We start from the raw sequence: 18062 nt of genomic DNA on the forward strand, positions 1-18062 counted from the left end.
AAAACGGGCTAACCGTCTTCCCTCTTACGGTTGGCCGCCCGCCAATCGTCGGAACTCATCAACGGCGTAAGCGGCGGGGGTGGATTAGGGGCGATTGTGGGCGTTTTGTGGGGCTTGTGTCGTCAAAATGTAGTCAAAAAGCAGTCAGCCCGGCCGGCCTAGAAACGCAAAAAAGACCCCCACCACGGGAGCCAAAGCTCGACCAATGGTGGGGGTCTATGGGGGATCGCTGCAGGGGATCATAGGGAATGCGGGGCTGCACCCTCCCCCAGTGCAGCACGGTTAGTGTATCAAAGGTTTTTCAGATCGTCCCGAATCTCCTCGGGAATATCCAAACGGTGGTTCGGGTGGTCGCGCAGCCACCGGCGAATCGTCTCCAACGCCGCCCGATACCGCGCTTTCAGATCAGCCAGCTGCTGCTTGACCGTGCGCATATCCGCCTGCAACTCCTCAATCTGCTGCTGCTGCCCCTCCAACCGCTCGTCCGCATACGCTTTCGTCTCCGCCAGCAGTTTCGACCACTCCTCCGCGCGGGTAGTCACCTCCGCCGCTTTCTCCTGGGAGCGTGCTGAAATGCGCTGCCCGATGAGGGTGGATAGACCGCCGACTAGCGCAACGGCGACTGTCCCCGCGACTGTGAGAATCGCGCTCACATCCATCACCCCTCCTCTGCGATGCGTACCTCTGTAGCTCTCCCTCGGCCGAATGCCCATAGGATTAGGGCGCAGATGAGGTAGTAGGACAACGCGCTCACCCAGGCTCTAGGTAGGTGATCGTCGAAAAACTGCCCAGCCATGAAGCTCGTGCCCCACGCTGCGTGAATGCCGACCACCAGCCCCACGCATGTTGGCGTGAGCTTAGGGGACAGCGTCGCGATAAGGCAGATCAGCCCAATGCCGATCCATACGACGCCCCACACGGACGGCTGGAAAACGCCCTCTAGGTAGTGTGCTGCACGTCGATCCTGGTCTACAACGCCCGACATGTAGGAAACGCCACGGGCGATGGTGGCTACACCACAGATGAGTAGGCCAGCTGCGTCTGTTGCCCACCAGGTGCGGCTCATGAGTCTAGCCCTGGGTATGCGCCCTCAACCTCCGGCTCCGGCTCCGGCTCTGGCTCGTACATGGCGTGGCGTGGCTGATATTCCACCTGCTGCTGGTAGGTCTGCGCTGCCGCTGCGATAGTAGGCAGGACTTGGAGTACTGCTGCAAGGTCAATGCCCGCCAAGGGTGCCTGGTCGGGGGCTTTGGGTAGGTTGGCTGCTGCCGTGCCGCCTGTGATGGCTGCACCCGCGCCTGCCAGGGTGCCCAGTAGTGCTGCAATATCCGTGTAGCCCAGTGTCGTTGCCACGACCGCTGCGAGGCCTACTAGTGCGGAGATGACGTAGATGACGAGTCGTACCCACGCCATAGGGGTTAGTTTCTGCTGCTGCATTACTGTTTTCCTTCCGTGAGTCGGTCTAGCTGCGCCTGCATCTTTTCGAGCTTCTGCAGGATTAGGTAAGCGTGAGCGTCGGTGTTGTATAGCGCATCACGCGGGGTCATAGTCACGCGCGATCCCGGCACGCGCGACTTGTAGCGTCGGTTGATTTGGTCGAAATCTGTCATGGTTGTGTCCCCCTTGGGTTGTGGTTTCGGCGCAGGCTTCGGAGCCGGTTTAGGCGCAGCCTTTTTCCCCATCTGGTCGTACCACCACTGCGCCCGCGCGATATACGAGTCGTGGTACTTGTGTCCTGGTCGCAGGTGCCACGGGCACCCCGTAGACCCACCGGACTCAATAGAGTGGAAACGGACATTCTTACCGGATACCGGCCTGCCCAACTTGTAGTATCGGCAGATCGCAGCCACGAGGTGCGCGCCCGCTTCGCGGGTAGCCTCACTGATCGGCCAATCCTGATTCGCGTAGCCACTGTTAGAGTGCTCAATACTGATAGAGCGCTGATTTGAGTACAGATTCGCGTTACTCCAAGCCGTATCCCAATCATTAACCGCCTGGCCGATCTTGCCGTACTGGTCGATGCAGTAGTGCGCGCTGGCGGGGCGATCTCGCCATACGGCGACGCATTTGTCCACGTCGCCAATCATTGCCATGTGGTGCAGGGTGACGAATTCAATTTTTGCCCCGCCTCTGCCTGGTGTGTAGTGCTTTTTCGTTAGGTTGTATTTGTCTGGTTCGAGGTTTTCCCAGTCCATGCTTGCCCCTCCTCCTTGTTTTGGGCATGAGTAAACCCCCACCTTTCGGCGGGGGTTGTTAGATGTTGTTAGATTTTCTCGAACAGCGCGCGGGTCTAGACGGGGTTGCCAGACGGGGGCGTCGCCGCGCCTGGTGCGGGTGTTGCCCGCGGTGTCTTATTCATTACCGCCCCGGGGATAATCGCCACCTGCAAAACGTCGCCACGAAACTCAAACCACTCAACCCCCCGTATTTCGGCTGAATAGACTCTATCCTTTTTCGAGTAGAAGCGCCCCGCGCTAGGGATAATGCCTAGATAACTGGAACCATAAGGTTCACCCGCTACCAAGAACGTGTAATCCCCCTTTGGCAGGTAGTATCTCGTGTCTTTTTGGGGTTGAAAGACCCACCCCTCTCCCCTCATCTTCCCAAGGGAAACAGTCTTAATCGCCATCGCTTACACCCCCGTGATCTTGTGAAGTTCCATCGTCGTTTCATCGAGGTAGTAATCCCCAACGACAGCGCCGGGAATGGTTGACGGGGGACTACCCGCGCCAGAAAAGAACGCTGGGCGAGACTGCACCAGCGCCTTAACCTCCGCTAAAGTCGACTTGTCCCGATCGTCCACATACCCCCGGTTCGCCAGGTGCTCCGGCTTTGACGCCGGTTCGGTAGCCTCTGCCGTGCCGTGCAGCACCACCCGCGTGGACTTGGCTCCAACAAAATCCGCCACGTCCTTGTGTATGCCGAAATGCGCCTCTCCGGGGGTAGTGACCTCATGGACAGCGCCGATGGCGAGAGTGCCGTTAGCGGCCGCCTGCGAGGCGGAGCCTAAAGCAGCGGAGTAGTCACCCCCCGCCTGCGAGTTGTAGCCTAAAGCAGCGGAGTAGTCACCCCCCGCCCGCGAGCTGGAGCCGACCGCAGCGGAGCCGGAACCCTCCGCCTGCGAGGCGGAGCCTAAAGCAGCGGAGTAGTCACCCCCCGCCTGCGAGTTGTAGCCTAAAGCAGCGGAGTAGTCACCCCCCGCCCGCGAGCTGGAGCCGACCGCAGCGGAGCCGGAACCCTCCGCCTGCGAGTTGTAGCCTAAAGCAGCGGAGTATTCACCCCCCGCCCGCGAGCTGGAGCCGACCGCAGCGGAGCCGGGATTCTTTCCTACTGCTCCCCACCCCAGTGCCAGAGAAACCGTACCCGTGGCCTGCGGGTCTGTACCTGCACCCTCAATGGCAACACCACGCACACCCCCAGGATCACCCTTCTCGCCCGGCTTTCCCTGTGGACCAGGATCGCCCTTATCGCCCTTATACCCGCGTGGGCCACGGCTACCAGTGGCACCCTTCTCGCCACGCGGACCAGTCAGCGACGGACTAGTTTTCCCGTTGACGGTCAGCTTGTCGCCGTCCCACGACGTAGAACTAGCGACGTTCGCCGCCCGGTCAGCATCGGCTTTAGCTGCGCTCGCGGACTTGCCCGCGTTCGTCGCGCTAGTCGCAGCTTTACCCGCGTCGGTTTTAGCGTCACTCGCGCTAGACGCCGCCGCGGTTGCGGACTTACCCGCGGCCTTCTCGCTACCAGCAGCCGCCGCAGCCGACTTATCGGCATTCGTCGCGGACGTGGCAGCCCTACCCGCGTCGGCCTTAGCAGCCTTAGCCGACCTATCAGCCGCCGTAGCCGACTTACTAGCCGCGTCAGCGCTAGCCCCCGCGGAACTAGCCCACTTACCTACCTGTTCAGCCGTGCCCACGCGATCCGCGCCCGCTTTAGCGTCACTAGCGGACTTCGCCGCCTCTTTAGCGGACTTCGCCGCCGCCCGCGCCTCCATAGCCGCACGCGACACAACCTCGGGGTACCATTCGACAACATCTTCCAACAGTGAGGCGAACGACACCGTGCCGGTTTTCGGCACCACAACATTAAAAACTTTCGACGTGGAACCCGCGATCACGTGGAACCTTGCCGGGCCACCGGCAACGTTGGCGGTGAATTTGCCCGCCTTAACGTAAACTTCGTCCCAATCGTCCACAATGACCTGCGAACCATCGGGGCGGGTGAGGGACGACGCTACACGAACAACGCCACCCTGTTTCACGCCTAAAACATTAACCAAATCACCATTAACAGTGGTCACAAAAACCCCTATCCCCTACTCATTCGGTACGGTCTGCTCACCCGGCTCAATCGCCCGGTTATCATGCTTCACAACAAACAAATTCGAGTACAACGTGCCACCCAAAAACCACGTATCACTAGTGGCCGCAGCACGAACCCCAACAAAAACCCCCGGCCTATCCACAACAACAGAAAACACAACTGTAGCGGTCTGGTTACCACCAATAATTGTCATGTCCGTAGACCTCATAGACCGCAACAACTTCGCAGACGGCGGCGGCTCGTTGCTAGTCCACTTGTCCTCGGACACAAACAGGTGCATGTCCAACTGGTCAATAGACAGCGCGCCAATGCCGCCCATCTCCTTTTTCGTTACCGTCGCATACACAGTCCACAAACCTGTTTCCTGTAAAACGATGCCCCCGGCGGGGTCTACCGTCGCACCCTTCACCGGCCCCAATTGCCCATTAAACGGCAAAAAACGCCACTTCTGGCCGCCCGAAAAAACATAACCCTTTTCCGTGCGCACATTAAGGGTCTGGTAGGCCGAAGCGTAACCACGCACACCGTCCAAAAGATCGGTACGCCCGTTTAGCTTCACCTGCCCATCTTCGATAGAAATATCCTCCGGGCGTATATGGTCCCACGTGCCCAACAGCGCACCGCCGAAAAGATTAACCAACCCCGCCGCGAACACCCTAAAAACTCCGGCAACACGGGCATTCAGTCGCTCCCACGGGGACAAATTACGGCCACGAATCTGCGCCCTAATAGACGCCTCCGTGACGTCCTGCAACCCCGGTACAGTGCCGGCCGTATACGCGCCCTCCGGTGTTGGTTTAGACTTATCCGGGTAAACAGCCACGGCCTACACCTCCCCGGAATCTTCCGCCAACAGGCGCGCCTTCAAATCCGCCTTAACGCCCGTGGGTAAGTTCGCTAGAATCTCCGCCGCCTCGTCGCGCTTCTCCGGTGGGGTGTCCGACCACTTACCCCCCACCGCCCCATACAGCGGCGTATCCTCCGCCGGGGGCACATACCATTTTTCCTGCAAATCCTCATGGTGCCGGAAACCACAGTCGAAAAGGTGCTTAGACCACGCACGCATATTCTCAATAGGAAGCAACAGTGGCGCGCCCAAATCCTCGTTAATGTTCACCAACGCCCACAGCACATGCTCCTCCGGGTCAGCGGGGTTAAGGTTGTCCTGTATCGGGATACTCATTACATAACTCCTAAATCATGGATAGCCCCGGTAAGGGTTCTAATTTTGTTTAGCGCGTGTTCCACACCATCACGGGCGCCGTCCATATCGCCTACGGTGATCTCCCACTCATGCGGTTTATCCGCCGCCCATTCCAGCGTGAGTTTTGAGACCTGCTCCACAACCACACGGCCATCGGGGGCGCCGGGAATCTGCGCGCCCACACGATCACCTAGAAAGAAATGCCCCTCGCCGTTGTCCCCCACCAAATACGGGGCACCATTGCCCACCGAAAGTTTGTGGAAAGTACGCGAACGTGTTTTCCAGAAACCCGCGCGCAAAGCAAGAATGCTAGACAGCGTATAAGCCTTATCCGCCCCGTCCTCGAAATTCTCGTAGTAATGAGACCAACCAAGCGTTACAGTGCGGGCGGTGTTTTTTAGCGACATGAAAGCTAAAAAAACGTCCTCATACAGTGGTTTAAGCATGGTATCGGCAATGCCGCCCATCTGCGGGGCGAACCCCCAAAACGCGGTAGCCAAATTACCCGCCAACTGGACTAGCGCGCTAATGCCCTCATTCACACCCGGCATGGAATGCCCGCCCACGGTCACCTGCCCCACCGTCGCCGGTTGGTAAGTGAAGCTCGTTGTCTCCGCGGTGTTGACTTTCCCGTCCGTCCGGTACACAACCCACGGGGACTGCGGGGCGGAACCCAACCAATCGCCGAAACCGTACTCCGGTGTGTCGGCAACCTCGTTAGTGGCAACACGCCACTCGTTCACCAAATCCTCGCCCACGGCGTGCAAAGAGCGTACTAGCCCACCCGCGATAGTACCACCTACCGCCGTTTGTGAATACCACCCGGACTTGTCCACAATGTCGATAATCAATTGACCATTGCGCTCCAAATTAGCGCCCTTCCACGGCTGCGGGTCACCAATCAGCCACCGGCGGCACACAACCATCAATTGACCATCAGCCAGCGTGTCTTTCGCCATCTCGTGAAAATCTTTAAACCGGCTAGACACAACCGTCCACTGCGAATCGTCCAACGTCAACAGGGACGGCTTAACCAAAATAGGCCACTGCTTATAGTTCAACCCCTGCGTCCACCCCTCGAACGTCAAAGGGTTATCCGGCAACCGCCACAGGTTGCCCTGCAAACGAAACAGGTTCATAAACAACGCCAGCTTCAACACATACACACTCGGCCCGGCCAACAGCGCGGCCTTCGGAAACTGCACCGCGGCCGGCAGAAACGGGTTAGGCCACACCTGGATATGCTTCAATTCCTCGTAGTCATGTAGCGCCTTAATCGTGACCGTGCGCAACCCCTCGGAGTTCTGCGCCGTCGTCACCTCGGAAACACGCCCCGACCAGCGCGCCCCATCTTTATCCACCGTCACGTGGATATTCTGTGTTCCACGCTCCCAATAATGCGCCGCCCACATCGCCAAATGGTGGTTGTAGGGCAAAACGATCTCACCGGCGCCCGTATCGTTCAGCACCCACTCGAAACTTGCCGAAAACTCGCCCGCCACGCGCCCGCGTAGCTCCCAATTACCGTCCCACAGTCGCACCAACGGCGGGGTTAAACGCTTCCGCTCCCTATCTTTACGCCGATTCATTGTGGCGTTAAAAATGGAATCCAGACGGTCGTAATCAACAGCCATAACCGCTACCCTTTCCTATTCCATGCCCCACGGGCGCGACCAGCGGAACTGTAAACGAACCTGCGCCGTCGCCCCCACCAAACCAGATACTTTAGACCAGTTTTTACGAATCTCACTAGCGATAATCAACGCCGTTAGCTTGTTGAAAATCCAACCCGGCTTATCGCCAACCCACGCCGGGGCGCTGCTAGTCACAATCCGGCGAACCTCCTTCGCCACATCGTCAGCCGTTTTACGCGCCACCGCCGTTTTACCCAACGACCGCGCCCACCGGCCAATTTCCTGAATAATCCACAACCGCCATGTATCCGGCAAAATCAGGTTCAATGTCGGCAACGGGTCAATCTGCACCGGCGCTAACGTCATCGACGTATGCGGCGGGATAGGGTTCATAAAAAACTGTCCGTTCATCTGCGCCCACACCAACGGCGAACCGCCCCTACCGTCCACCGCCGTAACCATTTCTTCCACCGGGTCTGTATCCACCAACAAATCCGTTCCCACGTTCTGCGTAGGCAGCAAAATTAGCCGGTCTTTATCCGCGTCGTCCCTATACGACGAATCAGGCAGAACGAACTTAGCCGGGGACGTTAACACCCACTTCGGCCACACATACACATCGCCCGGGTTGTGCACCATCACGCCCCCGCCGGCCCAGTTCGTGCCGTCGAACTCGAACGTGTCGCGGTATTCTTCGCCCAACCAGAACGGGTCGTCGGCGATTAGCTTAAACACCCACCGGCCTGTCATAAGGAAATGTGGGTCTTGTTCTTCCTTATACTCCGGTTCAGACTCTAAACGAACTTTCAACGTCCGCGAACCAGACAGTTCGGTGGTGCAACGAATAACCGCGTAATCTTCATAGGAAAACGCCCGCCGTAAACTCGAATCGACCTGCGCCCAATCCAGCGGTGTATCCCCACATGTCGCCAGCGTTAGCGTAATGTGCCGCTCTAGGTAGCGGTGCCCCTGGTACATCGAACCGGGTTGCCCTACACGCGCCTTATAGTGCGTAGCCACCGGGGCATCATACAATTCACCCACACTTGACTTCTCCAAAAACACTGGTTCCTTATCGGAACCCGGCCCGTGGATAAACCAGTGTGAACCGTCCACACCCTCAATCGTGAAACTAGCGTTACCGCTATCCCGAACAGCCATATCTGCCTACCTTGCTCCCATCATTCCGTGAGACGCCCGCGACGCCTCGCGCCTATACATGCGGTACATCTCCTCCGGGTTTGCCGCCATAAAGTGATTATGCACTTCACCACGCCCGGCAACCGGCGCCGCCGGCGGAACGGGTACGGGGGCATGTGCCGTAACCAACCGATCGGTAGCGCCCGCGCCCTCCATCACGCCGCGCGCCGCGCCCAACGCGGTGCCCACCATCTCGGATACGGGAACACCCGCGTTCACGGCCTCCAACAGCCCCCGGTTCTCCGCCGTCGCCGCCGCGTTCACAACAAATTCCATATCCGACAACCACGCCGGGATCAGGTCGTCACGCTTACCCCCCGGGCCGCGGACAAAACCGCCGTCGCGGTAGCCCGCGCGGGTTGGCCAAATCTTCGACGGGCCGCCGTACTTGTGCCTAGCCCAGCCGATACCGGCCAAAAGGTTAGGCAACGGGGTAAGGTGATCGCCCTTCACGCCGCGGAACGCCGTGGCGTACTTCTTCTTCATCGCGTCGAAAGTTGGCTTAATTACCTGCAACAGGCCACCGGACGGGGTGCCCCTCTTGGCGTTAGAATCCCACCTGTTCACGATCCGCGGGTTACCGTTCGACTCAATGCGAATCTGCTGCACCGTCCTATCCTCGTTCGCCGCGACCGGCAAACCGTGGCGCTGCAACGCCACACGCACAACCGGGCGCCATTGTTCCGCCCCCAACTTCGGGTTGTACTTCACATCAACAGCACCGTTAGCGGTAGGCCAATCCAAAACGCCCGGGGTTTTACCCGCCCTAGTCTGACCGGCGCCCACGGCCGGCATAACCTTTTCCTTCACCTTGCCGCCCAGCGTGCCGTCCTTCTTCACGTTGTACACATAGCCACGCTTTTCCTCCGCAAGCTGCTTTTCTAGTTCCCTAATGCGCTCCTTTTTCCGGCGAATATCCAGGTCCCCGGCGGCCAACGTCGTTGGGCTAGGGCCGGTGCGCTTACCCTTCTTATTAGTGCCAACCTTGCCGCGCTGCTCCTTCTGGCGCGCCTCCTTTAGCGCCAAATCTTCCTTGGCTTCACGAATCTGCTTCTCTAGCTTCGCTACCTTTTCCTTATCGACGTGCGTAATAGTCCGCGTGCCGTCCGCGTTCTGCCCCTGCTGCAACTGCATGTACTGCTGGTATGCCTGCAAAATAGGCGGGTTATCCGACACCCCCAGAACCTTCAACACGTCGGCAACCTGCCCCTGGATAAACGGGGCGGCCAGCTTCGCCGCCCAACCGGAAATAGTTGTCGGCAACTGCTCCTGCGTACCGGACGGGCCGGACGTCTGCGTAATAGTTGTACCCCCCGCCGTGAACTGCGTGCCGTTTTTCGCCAGCGCCGCGTTCATGTCGTTCTCAAAATCGGCCGGGTTCCACCCCTCAATACTGCTCACCCTGTAGGCCGTCGGAACGGGTAGGTAGGCATGTTCGTTAAACGACGGGTCGTTAGACCCCGCTGCTTTACCCCCATACTTACCCATCGACGGGTTGGCACCGCCCATCTCTACGTTCACACCATTAGGCAACGTTCCGGCGGTATGTCCACCGCCCGGGCCGCCGTTCTTCCAGCCCATACGCAAATCACCGGGGCCACCGCGGCCATTCTTGAACCCTAGCGCCGCCAATGCTCCCCGCTCGCTCGCCGTGGTGAAACGCGCTGCGAACGGCGCCAGCCCAACAGCGAAACGCGCGATAGCGGACATCGCCGCGGAACAGTCGCCCCAATGTATGCCGCCGAAAACGTATTTTTGCCCCTGCAACCCGCGGGCGAACTTATCAATCTCGTCCGCGTGCTTCACCGCGTGGCGGCCGCCCTTAGCGTAGCCGGGTAGCTTCGGGAACGTGCCCGCGTTAATCGCCGCTAGTTCCTTGTTGTACTTCGCGGAGCTACGGCTGTTAATGATCCACTCGCCCGCGTCCAACATGGCAGACGGCACGCCCGCCGAATCGAACGCTAGGAACCCATCACGGCGTTCCGTACCCGGCCCGAACGTGGGGAGACGATAGCCACCGTGTGCGAACTTCGGTAGCGCGCGCTCGCCCGTCCACGCGCCACCGGCGAAATTGCCCATTCCCATGAATCTACTAACGGTGCCGACACTATCCTTGAACCCGGAATAGATAGCCTGGAAACGAACCGTAACGGTCTTATCCTGAAGCTGCCCCATCTTATTCTTAGCGGTATCGACTCCCTGGCTAAGTGGTTCTTTGTTCAGATAGGCGACGGGCTTAGGCTTCTTACCTCCAAGTTCCAGCACCTTAGCCAGCGCGATCTGCTGTTCCTTGGTCAAGTCCCGAATGGTCATGCCGGCCTTCGGGTTGGGGCGTTGACCGTGCAACAGGCCGACGTCTTGCAGCGCCTTAATCTGCTTACTATTGAACTGGCTAACGTCCATGTTCAACAGTGGGTTGGGGCGGCTCTTATCCAACTGCGACAGCTGGAATTTTGCGTACTCGCTTGTGAAAAACAGGCCGGAGGCGTCCAGGTTCACCTTTGCCGTGGGGTTGGCCATATCAATTTGCGGGAACCCGTTTGTTACCCACCAATTCAGCTTATCGACAGATGCCCGGTCGTTAATGTCAATCTTCGCAAGTCCGGTTTTCTTGTCGTACTCGCTAATCTTGAACCCCATCGACTCGATACGCTGCTTGGCTTCTTCGTCCCTAATGGTCAGCGTTTTAGTCGTGGGTTTGCCGTCCCAATCGGCTAGCGCGGCCTGTAGCTGCGCTACTTCAGCCTTCGCCGGTTCGGCGTTAACTTTCGCCAAAACCTCCATCTCTTTAGGCGTCATGCCCATCTTCTGCAACAGGGCGTCCCACTCGTCTTTACCTAAACCAGCGGCCTGCCGTAGCTGCTCCAACTTGCCCGCGGACTGCTCAAACACGGCGTTAGCGTCGTTACCAGCGGACACGGAGCTTCGCATACCCGTGCCGATCTGGTTAAGCGCGTCATATAGCGCCGCGCCCGCCGTGGTTGTGGTGTTGATAGTGCCGTTCGTTTTCAGCGTCACACCGTGGACGCTCTCCATAGACGACGAAACACTATCTAGCGTTCTAGTTAGGTTCGCCGCGGCCTCGTCTGCGGAAACGTTGATACCGCGCAACTCCATAAACGCAATATTCAACCGCTCGGTTTTCGTCGCCGCGTCGTCGGAACTATTCGACAGTTTGCTAATAGCGTCTGCCGCGTGCATAGCCGCCGGGCTTAGCTTTGAGGCGGACTCGGACGCCTGAACATAACCATCGCGTAGCTTCTGCAACTCGCGCGCCGCGAAAGCCTGGTTCTGGCCGGAATTAATTAGCTGGTTCTTAAACGCATTCCATGACGCCTCGGAACCCATCACCTTTTGCGAAAGCTCCTCGTGAGACATGCCCAACTCGTCAAGGCCGGACTTCGCCATATCCGCGAACTTCTTTGCAACGTCGGCGTCCATGCCGCGGAACATGGTTTGAGTCCAGTTCGGGCTGTTCTCAACCATGCGGGTAAGGTTGTTTTCCAACTCGGATAACTGCCCCGACATGGCGTCCACCTGCGAAGACCCTTCGGCGATGGCCTGGAACATGTTTTTGTATGCGGTGGCGGACGTGTTAGCCAAGTCCCGGCTAACGGCCTGGTACTCGTTCCACTGCTGGATACCCGTTCTAAGGTCATTCACGGCCATGAGGCCGCCCATAATCGCAATGTTCCACGGGCCGCCCAGCGCGTTAACAAACCCGCCCATAGCCTTAACAGTTCCGCCAACAGCGGTTTTTAGGCCACTCATAGCGCCACGCGCTACACCATTCACCGCGCCCGCGAAACGCCCCATACCGGCGGCCGTGTTATGTGCCATACCCAGCATAGATAGGCCAACGTTACGCCCCGTGGTTTGCGCGGAAATAGACAACATTTGAACATGCCGCGCCGCCTCCTGATGGCGGGTAATGAACGGGGTTAGCGCACTCGCGCCCGTCCGGTATGCCTGCGACATGCGCCCCACCGCGGGGACGGTGGACTCTAGCGTCTTCCACGCCGCGCCCATGCGCGATACCTGGGGGTTCAAGTCTGTGTAGGCGCGTACACTCGCCCGCGCGTCCCTTAGCCCGGTGGTAAGCCCACCTAGCCGCTTATTAACAGGCTCCATGCTCGTGTGTAGGCGCCCCATAATCATGGGAATGCCCTTAAACGCCGTCCACGCCGCAACCGCCGCGGTCACCAGCCCCGGCTGCGCCTCCATAAAGTCCGCTACCATCTCCAACGGTACGGCCAGCACCTCCAACGCGCTCGCCGCAAGGTTCACCGCCACGGAGAACGTGCTAAACGACGCGCCCGCCAACGCCTCACCAATACGGATCAGCGGGTCGATAACGTTACCCAGCGCCGGGGCTAATCCGCCTAGAATCATGTCCACAACAGGTGCCAACGCCGCCGCCCAACGGCCTAAACCGTCCACTAGTTGCCCCAACAGGGCGCCCACCGGCTCCGCGGACGGGGTAAGCGCCGCGAAAGCGTCGCCCAACGCCGACACGCCGGACGCCAACCCCGGCCCCAGTGCAACCAACAGGCGTTCAGCCCACGGCACTAACCCGTTTGCGATAGCCCCGCCCAGTTCACCAACGGCCGGCAAGAGGGCGGTTAGCGCGTTAGTTGTGGACGTGAAGAACCGCTCCATCGTCGCCATGCCCTCGAACGAACCCGTCCACTCGCGTAAACGGTTAAGAGCCTCACCCATGAAGCCTAGGAACGGGGTGCCCGCGTTCGTCGCTGCGCGGAACACGTTAGCGATAACTACGCCCGTGTCCGCGAACACATCGCCCAAACCGCGCGCGGCCTCAATACCGCCCTCGATCCACCCGCGTAATTGCCCGGTTTCCCGCGCCTCGCGGATAAACTCGGCAAACCGGGTGGAAGCGTTAGCGATAGACGTGCCCATCGCGGGGAAAAACTCCGCTGCTACCGTGTGCAAGTCTCGCCACACCTGCGCCAGCGGGGCGCCCGCGCTCGCCATGTTCTGAAAACCGCGGGTGGTGTTATCCAGCACCGCCCTAAAGTCAAGTTTCGCGCCCTCGGTAGTTAGCGACGCTATGGCGCCACGCACGCCCCCGTTAATCGCCCGCGCGATACCTGTAAACCCGGTTTGAACGTCCGGCAACAGGCCGCCCAGCGCGCGCAAAGACCCGGCCATGTTCTCAAACAGGGCGCCCTGTACAGACTTCCGTAAATCGCCCCACTCGTCGCTAAACGACTTAACCACATCAACCGTTTCACGCGCCGAATCCGCCAAATCCGCGGACTCGTCTGTAAGCCCCTGGAAGCCGATAATCAACGTGCCGATACCGGCCGCCGCGCCCGCGATAACCCCCGGCAACGCCAAAAACACACCACCGGCTGCTGCAAGGCCAACAGCCAACGCACCCAGCGGTCCGGCCACACCGGCGATAGCCGTTCCCAACGCGCCGAAAGCCAACACCAGCCCTCCGATACGCGCGCCCGTGGACGCCATACTGCCCAACGCGCCCGTTACCGCGCCGATCCTGCGTTCCGTCCCGTCAAAGTTAAACGCTTCGGATAGTGACGCACGGATACGCCTAGCCGCCGCCTCGATATGCGCCTCCGCGTTAGCCGTGTCCGCGTCTGCCTCAATCGTGGTGTCCCGATCCCGCGCGGCCTCTGTGATCTGCGCCTCCGCGGCGATAGTGTCCGCGTCTACGTCAATAGTTACCCGCTCGTTGTCGGATAGCTCCGCGATACGTGCCGCGGCCTCCACCGTGTCCGCGTCCACCCTCACCGTCACGTTTTCCGTGTCGGACAGCGCTTCAATCTTCGTAGCGGCGGCGATAGTGTCGGCGTCCACTTCCACCTTCACATCATCGTTAATCGCCGCCAGCCCGGCTTTAAGCTCCTCCGCGAACGTGTCCATATCCGGGGACACGTCCACCTTTTCGTCCACACGCACCCGTTCCAACTCCGAACGTAGGGTTCGGGCGAACTTCGACAAATCCGGGCGAATAGTGACGGACGCCGAACCGGCGTGGTAATCGGCCATTGCGGGCTACACCTTCCAAAGCAAAACGGGTGTGGACAAAGAAACAAAAAATAGGGGGCACGCCGCCACCGGCGCACCCCCTCCAAAACAACGGGAAACTAACCCCCACCGGCGGGAAACAGTTTCGCCTCAATCTCCGACAAACCGGAACGAATATTAGCCCGCTCCGCCCTGTCATAGGCAGTTTCCGGCCTTGGCAGTGGTTTAGGCGTTTCATCGCCACGGCGGGTAGCGACAATCAACGCTTGTAGCAAGTCCTTAATCTGCGTTAGGTCTTCACGCTCGTTAGTCCAACCAACCAGCGCCGGGCGGGAACCAGTCGCGGGTGCCCCACGTGCCTCAATATCAGCCGCCGCCAGTTCGTCGTCGTCCAACAGCGCGGCGACATAGCGGGAACCCACCGGCAACATATTCACTAATTCTAGGAAAGTGTCCCAGTGCCTCCGGCCTAGTAGGAAGTCGTCTAGGTCTATGCCTAGTTCGTGGTGGAAGTCATAGCGTATCTGTTCGCCGTAGCGATCAATTAACCCAACGCACCGGGAAAAGTTGCGTTCTGCGAACCTTCACCAAAGAAATGCACCGTGTAGGCAATAACAATGCCAGTGAAAACAACCATGGACGACTCGCCGGTTTCCTTCTCGTAGTCGTCCAGAACCTCGATAACGCGGTTCACGTCGTTACCGAAAATAAGGACCATCGCGCGCACAAAGTCCTGCTTACTCAGCGCGTCCTGGATAGCAACGCGGGTGGAAAAACTCGGGCGCTGCAACTCAATTGGCGGGTTAAAGCCCTCCGCCTCACCCAGAACAAACGGGTCGTTCGTGACAATAGAGTCCGCGCCCATGCCCGCCTCAATCGCGCGTTGGCGGAACTTATCGAACCGCGTATTGGTGGCGGCCTTCTTTACGGGCGCCTTCCGCGTGGCGGTGGTTGTCTTCTTGGTAGTCATGGTGGCAAGTCCTTTCAATCGAACAAAGGTTTTTCGGCAAGTCTTTAGGGTTGGCCCGTGGGCGACCTGCCAGATTCCCACGGGCCATGTGAACGGCTACCGAACAACGCGGTAGCGGTCTAGTGCTACAACAGCGGTAGAAAACGGGTTAGGCAGTGCCCGAACGACGCGCGCGCACGGTGGAAGTACCCCCGCCGGAGGTCTCCGCGCCTGCCGTATCCCCACCGGAAGTAGCCCCGCTATCGGCGGGGCTTTCAGCCGGTGGGGTTACTGTTCCCCCGCCTCAAAACCAGCCTTCTTCGCCAGCTCCGGCCAGCCCGGACCACCCAGGCCAATCTCAAACATCGCGCCATCGTCCTCAAACACGGACATGGTAAGCGGCATACCCATTTCCTCGGCCTCCGCCAGGGTCATCTTGCCCTTCTTGGTGATAGCTACCTTGTTGAACTTCCAGAACGGGAAAATTTCCTTGTCCTTGTAGTGGTCAATGCCGATCAGCGCCATAGTCCAATACTGGACGTGGGAACTCGTGGACTTCTTCATACGGGTAGTGGTGGCCGTGGTGGTCACGTCTTCCTTGTTCAGACCCAGCCACGCGCGGTAGCCCACTTCACGAATCTCTTGGAGGGTGAGGTCAATCTCGAAGTTTTCCTCGGTGACGAACACGCGGCGCTGCGCGCGGGAACCGTAACCCATAATGCCCTCGGTCTTCATATCCGGGGACAGTTCGGCGCCGGCCTTCTTCTGAATCTCGCCCAGCGAAAACGCGCCCTTCGGCAGTTCCTTCAGCTCGCCGGTGGCGTCGTCCACAATCGGCCCCAGATCGGTGCCATACGGTGCGAGAATGACGGCCAGGTTGGTTGCTGCGAGAACCAGTGAATCCTGCTTGTCCTTGATAGTGCGGAAAGTATCCATGCTACTCATTAGTGTTTACCTCTCTAGGCGTGTGTGTACCGAAAACATGGCGCTCACGGTACGGTGATCTGTTTGCGGCGCAACGGCACGTTGCGGCCCCTGCGCGTCCATAATCGTTTCGACAATTGCGGTAGAACCATCGGGGTTTTCCACAAACCCCGTGAAGTCGTGTAGTTGGCTACGTAGCCACCCCATTACCTCCCATGAGTCGGAACGATAGCCCGTGGTTACCGTGACGCTTACGCGCGCTTCGTCGATAACGCGGGTAGCCGCCCCGCCCGCGCGCGTGACTACCACAACCGGGGCACCGGAAGCGATAACCGCGTCGGCGTTAGCCGGGGGCATTGTGCCCACGGCGGCGGGGGGTGTTAGTTGTTTACAAAAGTTCTGAATGATAGTAACTACGGCGCGTTCCACATCGGGGAACCGCTTAACCCCTTCGGGGATAGTTACCCTACGCGGGTTAGTCATCGCCCTACCTCCGCCTCTACCATCTCCAAAGCGCGGCGTAGGTTATGCTGCGCGCGCATGTAGCGGGTGCCTGCCTCTACGAACTTCGCGTAGTAGATATTCACAACCAGGTCTACCTGCCAGCTTTTCGCCCGGTACGGGTGGGAACCAGTGGAACCCACCATATTGCCGGTACGGCGTGGGGCGATAGCGTTAAAACGGTCATGCACTCGGTCGGCGGCCTGCTCCAACACGTCCAAACATTCATCGGAAAAACCGAACTCTTGGACAAACGAATCATTAACCACAACGTCATGCACGGCGTTTAACCCCCCTCCCCGTCATGCAACGGCGTATAACCAGGGGTGGACATAGTGAACTGGATAAACGGTGTCCAGCCCGTAAACGGGTTACGCGGGCGCTGCGGCGGGGTGACGATAACGCCATATTCCCCGTTCGGTAGATGTACCCGGTCTGTCACCATAACGTCAGCCTCCGGGGGTGCCTGCACGTCCACAGTGCCAACCCAACGGGCGGAACCGTCCTGTTCCCAATCGACCCGCCCGCTCGATCCGACAACCGAACACGGGCCGATAGTGTGACTCGTGGACGTGTCCAAACGGTCGCCCATGTTGTCATAAGCCACCGCCCCCACACGTTCAACAGTCAGCATGGAACCAGCCGGGAAACTAAGGTCATTACTCAACGCAAAAACCCCACGTTCCGCCTGCATAGCCCCGCCTGCCTCAAAATAAGGTACGCGGAGTCACACAATGTTGTGGCCGCCGAACCCAGCTCCGCCATAGTCGCCGGTTGCTGGTAAGACACAGAACCACCCGGCACAGACTGTGACGTGATAGCCGGGGTTTGCCCCGTCGCGCCCTTTGTAGGGTCAAGACCAGCGGAAGACCACAGTGTCGCCTGCGCGCATGTGGCCTCCATAAACGCCTGTTTAACCCGCTGGTCGGTTGGGTAGCCGTCCGCGTCGGTTGCGTACACGTCTAGCATGGTGGCTTCTTCCACCAACAGCGACGCCTCGCGGATAAGCGCTATAGCGTTATCCGGCGCACTACCGGCGAAAGTCTCCAATTCTTCTACGGTTGCGTACACTCGCACGGCACAACCCCCTTCACGGCCTGGTTACTTAGCGGGACTACGGCGGCGACGTGGCGCGGGCTTAACGTCGTCCTTCGCCGCCTCCGTTGCCTTCGGCTTAGCCGGGGCGGCCTTAGCCTTAGCCGGTGGGTTGTCGATCTCCTCCCAGCGTGCCAGGCGGCGGAACTTCGCCGTCCGGTGCTCGCCGGTGACCTCGACAACCTGCCCGGTGTTCACTTCACGAAAGAACGGCACCTGC

The 18062-nt window shown here is 59.3% G+C and carries 18 protein-coding genes; all 18 read right to left on the reverse strand.

All coding sequences use genetic code 11. The features are described 5' to 3' along the window. Positions 1–290: 290 nt before the first annotated feature. Complete coding sequence (locus ACKFRT_RS04245; RefSeq protein ID WP_408925856.1) at positions 291–653, reverse strand: hypothetical protein; 363 nt, start codon at positions 651–653, stop codon at positions 291–293. A 5-nt stretch (positions 654–658) separates the two neighbouring features. Further along, positions 659–1066 (reverse strand): hypothetical protein, encoded by a 408-nt coding sequence (locus ACKFRT_RS04250; RefSeq protein WP_408925857.1) that lies wholly within the window; start codon positions 1064–1066, stop codon positions 659–661. Further along, positions 1063–1437, reverse strand: a complete 375-nt coding sequence (locus tag ACKFRT_RS04255) for a hypothetical protein (RefSeq protein ID WP_408925858.1) — start codon at positions 1435–1437, stop codon at positions 1063–1065. Before ACKFRT_RS04255 ends, ACKFRT_RS04250 begins: the two co-directional genes overlap by 4 nt. Beyond that, entirely contained in the window at positions 1437–2195 is a 759-nt protein-coding gene (locus ACKFRT_RS04260) for an N-acetylmuramoyl-L-alanine amidase (protein ID WP_408925859.1), read from the reverse strand. Before ACKFRT_RS04260 ends, ACKFRT_RS04255 begins: the two co-directional genes overlap by 1 nt. A gap of 437 nt (positions 2196–2632) precedes the next feature. Next, positions 2633–4261, reverse strand: coding sequence for a hypothetical protein (locus ACKFRT_RS04265; protein WP_408925860.1), 1629 nt, complete (start codon positions 4259–4261; stop codon positions 2633–2635). Positions 4262–4315: 54 nt separating this feature from the next. Then, on the reverse strand, positions 4316–5146 hold the full coding sequence (locus ACKFRT_RS04270) for a hypothetical protein (RefSeq protein WP_408925861.1): 831 nt from the start codon (positions 5144–5146) through the stop codon (positions 4316–4318). A gap of 3 nt (positions 5147–5149) precedes the next feature. Further along, on the reverse strand, positions 5150–5506 hold the full coding sequence (locus tag ACKFRT_RS04275; protein ID WP_408925862.1) for a DUF2744 domain-containing protein: 357 nt from the start codon (positions 5504–5506) through the stop codon (positions 5150–5152). Then, positions 5506–7161 (reverse strand): phage tail protein, encoded by a 1656-nt coding sequence (locus ACKFRT_RS04280; protein WP_408925863.1) that lies wholly within the window; start codon positions 7159–7161, stop codon positions 5506–5508. The genes ACKFRT_RS04275 and ACKFRT_RS04280 overlap by 1 nt, the downstream gene beginning before the upstream one ends. A 15-nt stretch (positions 7162–7176) precedes the next feature. Then, positions 7177–8226: a hypothetical protein gene (locus ACKFRT_RS04285; protein WP_408925864.1), complete on the reverse strand. Its 1050-nt coding sequence runs from the start codon at positions 8224–8226 to the stop codon at positions 7177–7179. A 102-nt stretch (positions 8227–8328) separates the two neighbouring features. Continuing rightward, complete coding sequence (locus tag ACKFRT_RS04290; RefSeq protein WP_408925865.1) at positions 8329–14394, reverse strand: hypothetical protein; 6066 nt, start codon at positions 14392–14394, stop codon at positions 8329–8331. 98 nt (positions 14395–14492) lie between these two features. After that, the gene (locus tag ACKFRT_RS04295) at positions 14493–14804 is read right to left on the reverse strand and encodes a hypothetical protein (RefSeq protein ID WP_408925866.1); all 312 of its coding nucleotides are present in this window, start codon (positions 14802–14804) and stop codon (positions 14493–14495) included. A 113-nt stretch (positions 14805–14917) separates the two neighbouring features. Beyond that, positions 14918–15343, reverse strand: coding sequence for a hypothetical protein (locus ACKFRT_RS04300; protein WP_408925867.1), 426 nt, complete (start codon positions 15341–15343; stop codon positions 14918–14920). Positions 15344–15610: 267 nt separating this feature from the next. After that, entirely contained in the window at positions 15611–16267 is a 657-nt protein-coding gene (locus ACKFRT_RS04305; RefSeq protein WP_408925868.1) for a hypothetical protein, read from the reverse strand. A 6-nt stretch (positions 16268–16273) separates the two neighbouring features. Beyond that, positions 16274–16603: a hypothetical protein gene (locus ACKFRT_RS04310; RefSeq protein WP_408925869.1), complete on the reverse strand. Its 330-nt coding sequence runs from the start codon at positions 16601–16603 to the stop codon at positions 16274–16276. A 122-nt stretch (positions 16604–16725) separates the two neighbouring features. Further along, positions 16726–17028, reverse strand: a complete 303-nt coding sequence (locus ACKFRT_RS04315; protein WP_408925870.1) for a hypothetical protein — start codon at positions 17026–17028, stop codon at positions 16726–16728. A gap of 5 nt (positions 17029–17033) precedes the next feature. Further along, positions 17034–17414: a hypothetical protein gene (locus ACKFRT_RS04320; protein ID WP_408925871.1), complete on the reverse strand. Its 381-nt coding sequence runs from the start codon at positions 17412–17414 to the stop codon at positions 17034–17036. Continuing rightward, a complete protein-coding gene (locus tag ACKFRT_RS04325) occupies positions 17411–17824 on the reverse strand; it encodes a hypothetical protein (RefSeq protein WP_408925872.1) in 414 nt (137 codons plus the stop codon). The genes ACKFRT_RS04320 and ACKFRT_RS04325 overlap by 4 nt, the downstream gene beginning before the upstream one ends. 24 nt (positions 17825–17848) lie before the next feature. Beyond that, positions 17849–18058: a hypothetical protein gene (locus ACKFRT_RS04330; protein ID WP_408925873.1), complete on the reverse strand. Its 210-nt coding sequence runs from the start codon at positions 18056–18058 to the stop codon at positions 17849–17851. Positions 18059–18062: the final 4 nt, after the last annotated feature.

The organism is Corynebacterium jamesii (genome assembly GCF_046097395.1).
Taxonomy (GTDB): domain Bacteria; phylum Actinomycetota; class Actinomycetes; order Mycobacteriales; family Mycobacteriaceae; genus Corynebacterium.

Excerpts from the sequence above, each read along its gene's own strand:
- ACKFRT_RS04250 (WP_408925857.1), bottom strand. The coding sequence starts at position 1,066 with ATGAGCCGCACCTGGTGGGCAACAGACGCAGCTGGCCTACTCATCTGT.
- ACKFRT_RS04255 (WP_408925858.1), bottom strand. The coding sequence starts at position 1,437 with ATGCAGCAGCAGAAACTAACCCCTATGGCGTGGGTACGACTCGTCATC.
- ACKFRT_RS04260 (WP_408925859.1), bottom strand. The coding sequence starts at position 2,195 with ATGGACTGGGAAAACCTCGAACCAGACAAATACAACCTAACGAAAAAG.
- ACKFRT_RS04275 (WP_408925862.1), bottom strand. The coding sequence starts at position 5,506 with ATGAGTATCCCGATACAGGACAACCTTAACCCCGCTGACCCGGAGGAG.
- ACKFRT_RS04280 (WP_408925863.1), bottom strand. The coding sequence starts at position 7,161 with ATGGCTGTTGATTACGACCGTCTGGATTCCATTTTTAACGCCACAATG.
- ACKFRT_RS04290 (WP_408925865.1), bottom strand. The coding sequence starts at position 14,394 with ATGGCCGATTACCACGCCGGTTCGGCGTCCGTCACTATTCGCCCGGAT.
- ACKFRT_RS04295 (WP_408925866.1), bottom strand. The coding sequence starts at position 14,804 with ATGTTGCCGGTGGGTTCCCGCTATGTCGCCGCGCTGTTGGACGACGAC.
- ACKFRT_RS04300 (WP_408925867.1), bottom strand. The coding sequence starts at position 15,343 with ATGACTACCAAGAAGACAACCACCGCCACGCGGAAGGCGCCCGTAAAG.
- ACKFRT_RS04305 (WP_408925868.1), bottom strand. The coding sequence starts at position 16,267 with ATGAGTAGCATGGATACTTTCCGCACTATCAAGGACAAGCAGGATTCA.
- ACKFRT_RS04310 (WP_408925869.1), bottom strand. The coding sequence starts at position 16,603 with ATGCCCCCGGCTAACGCCGACGCGGTTATCGCTTCCGGTGCCCCGGTT.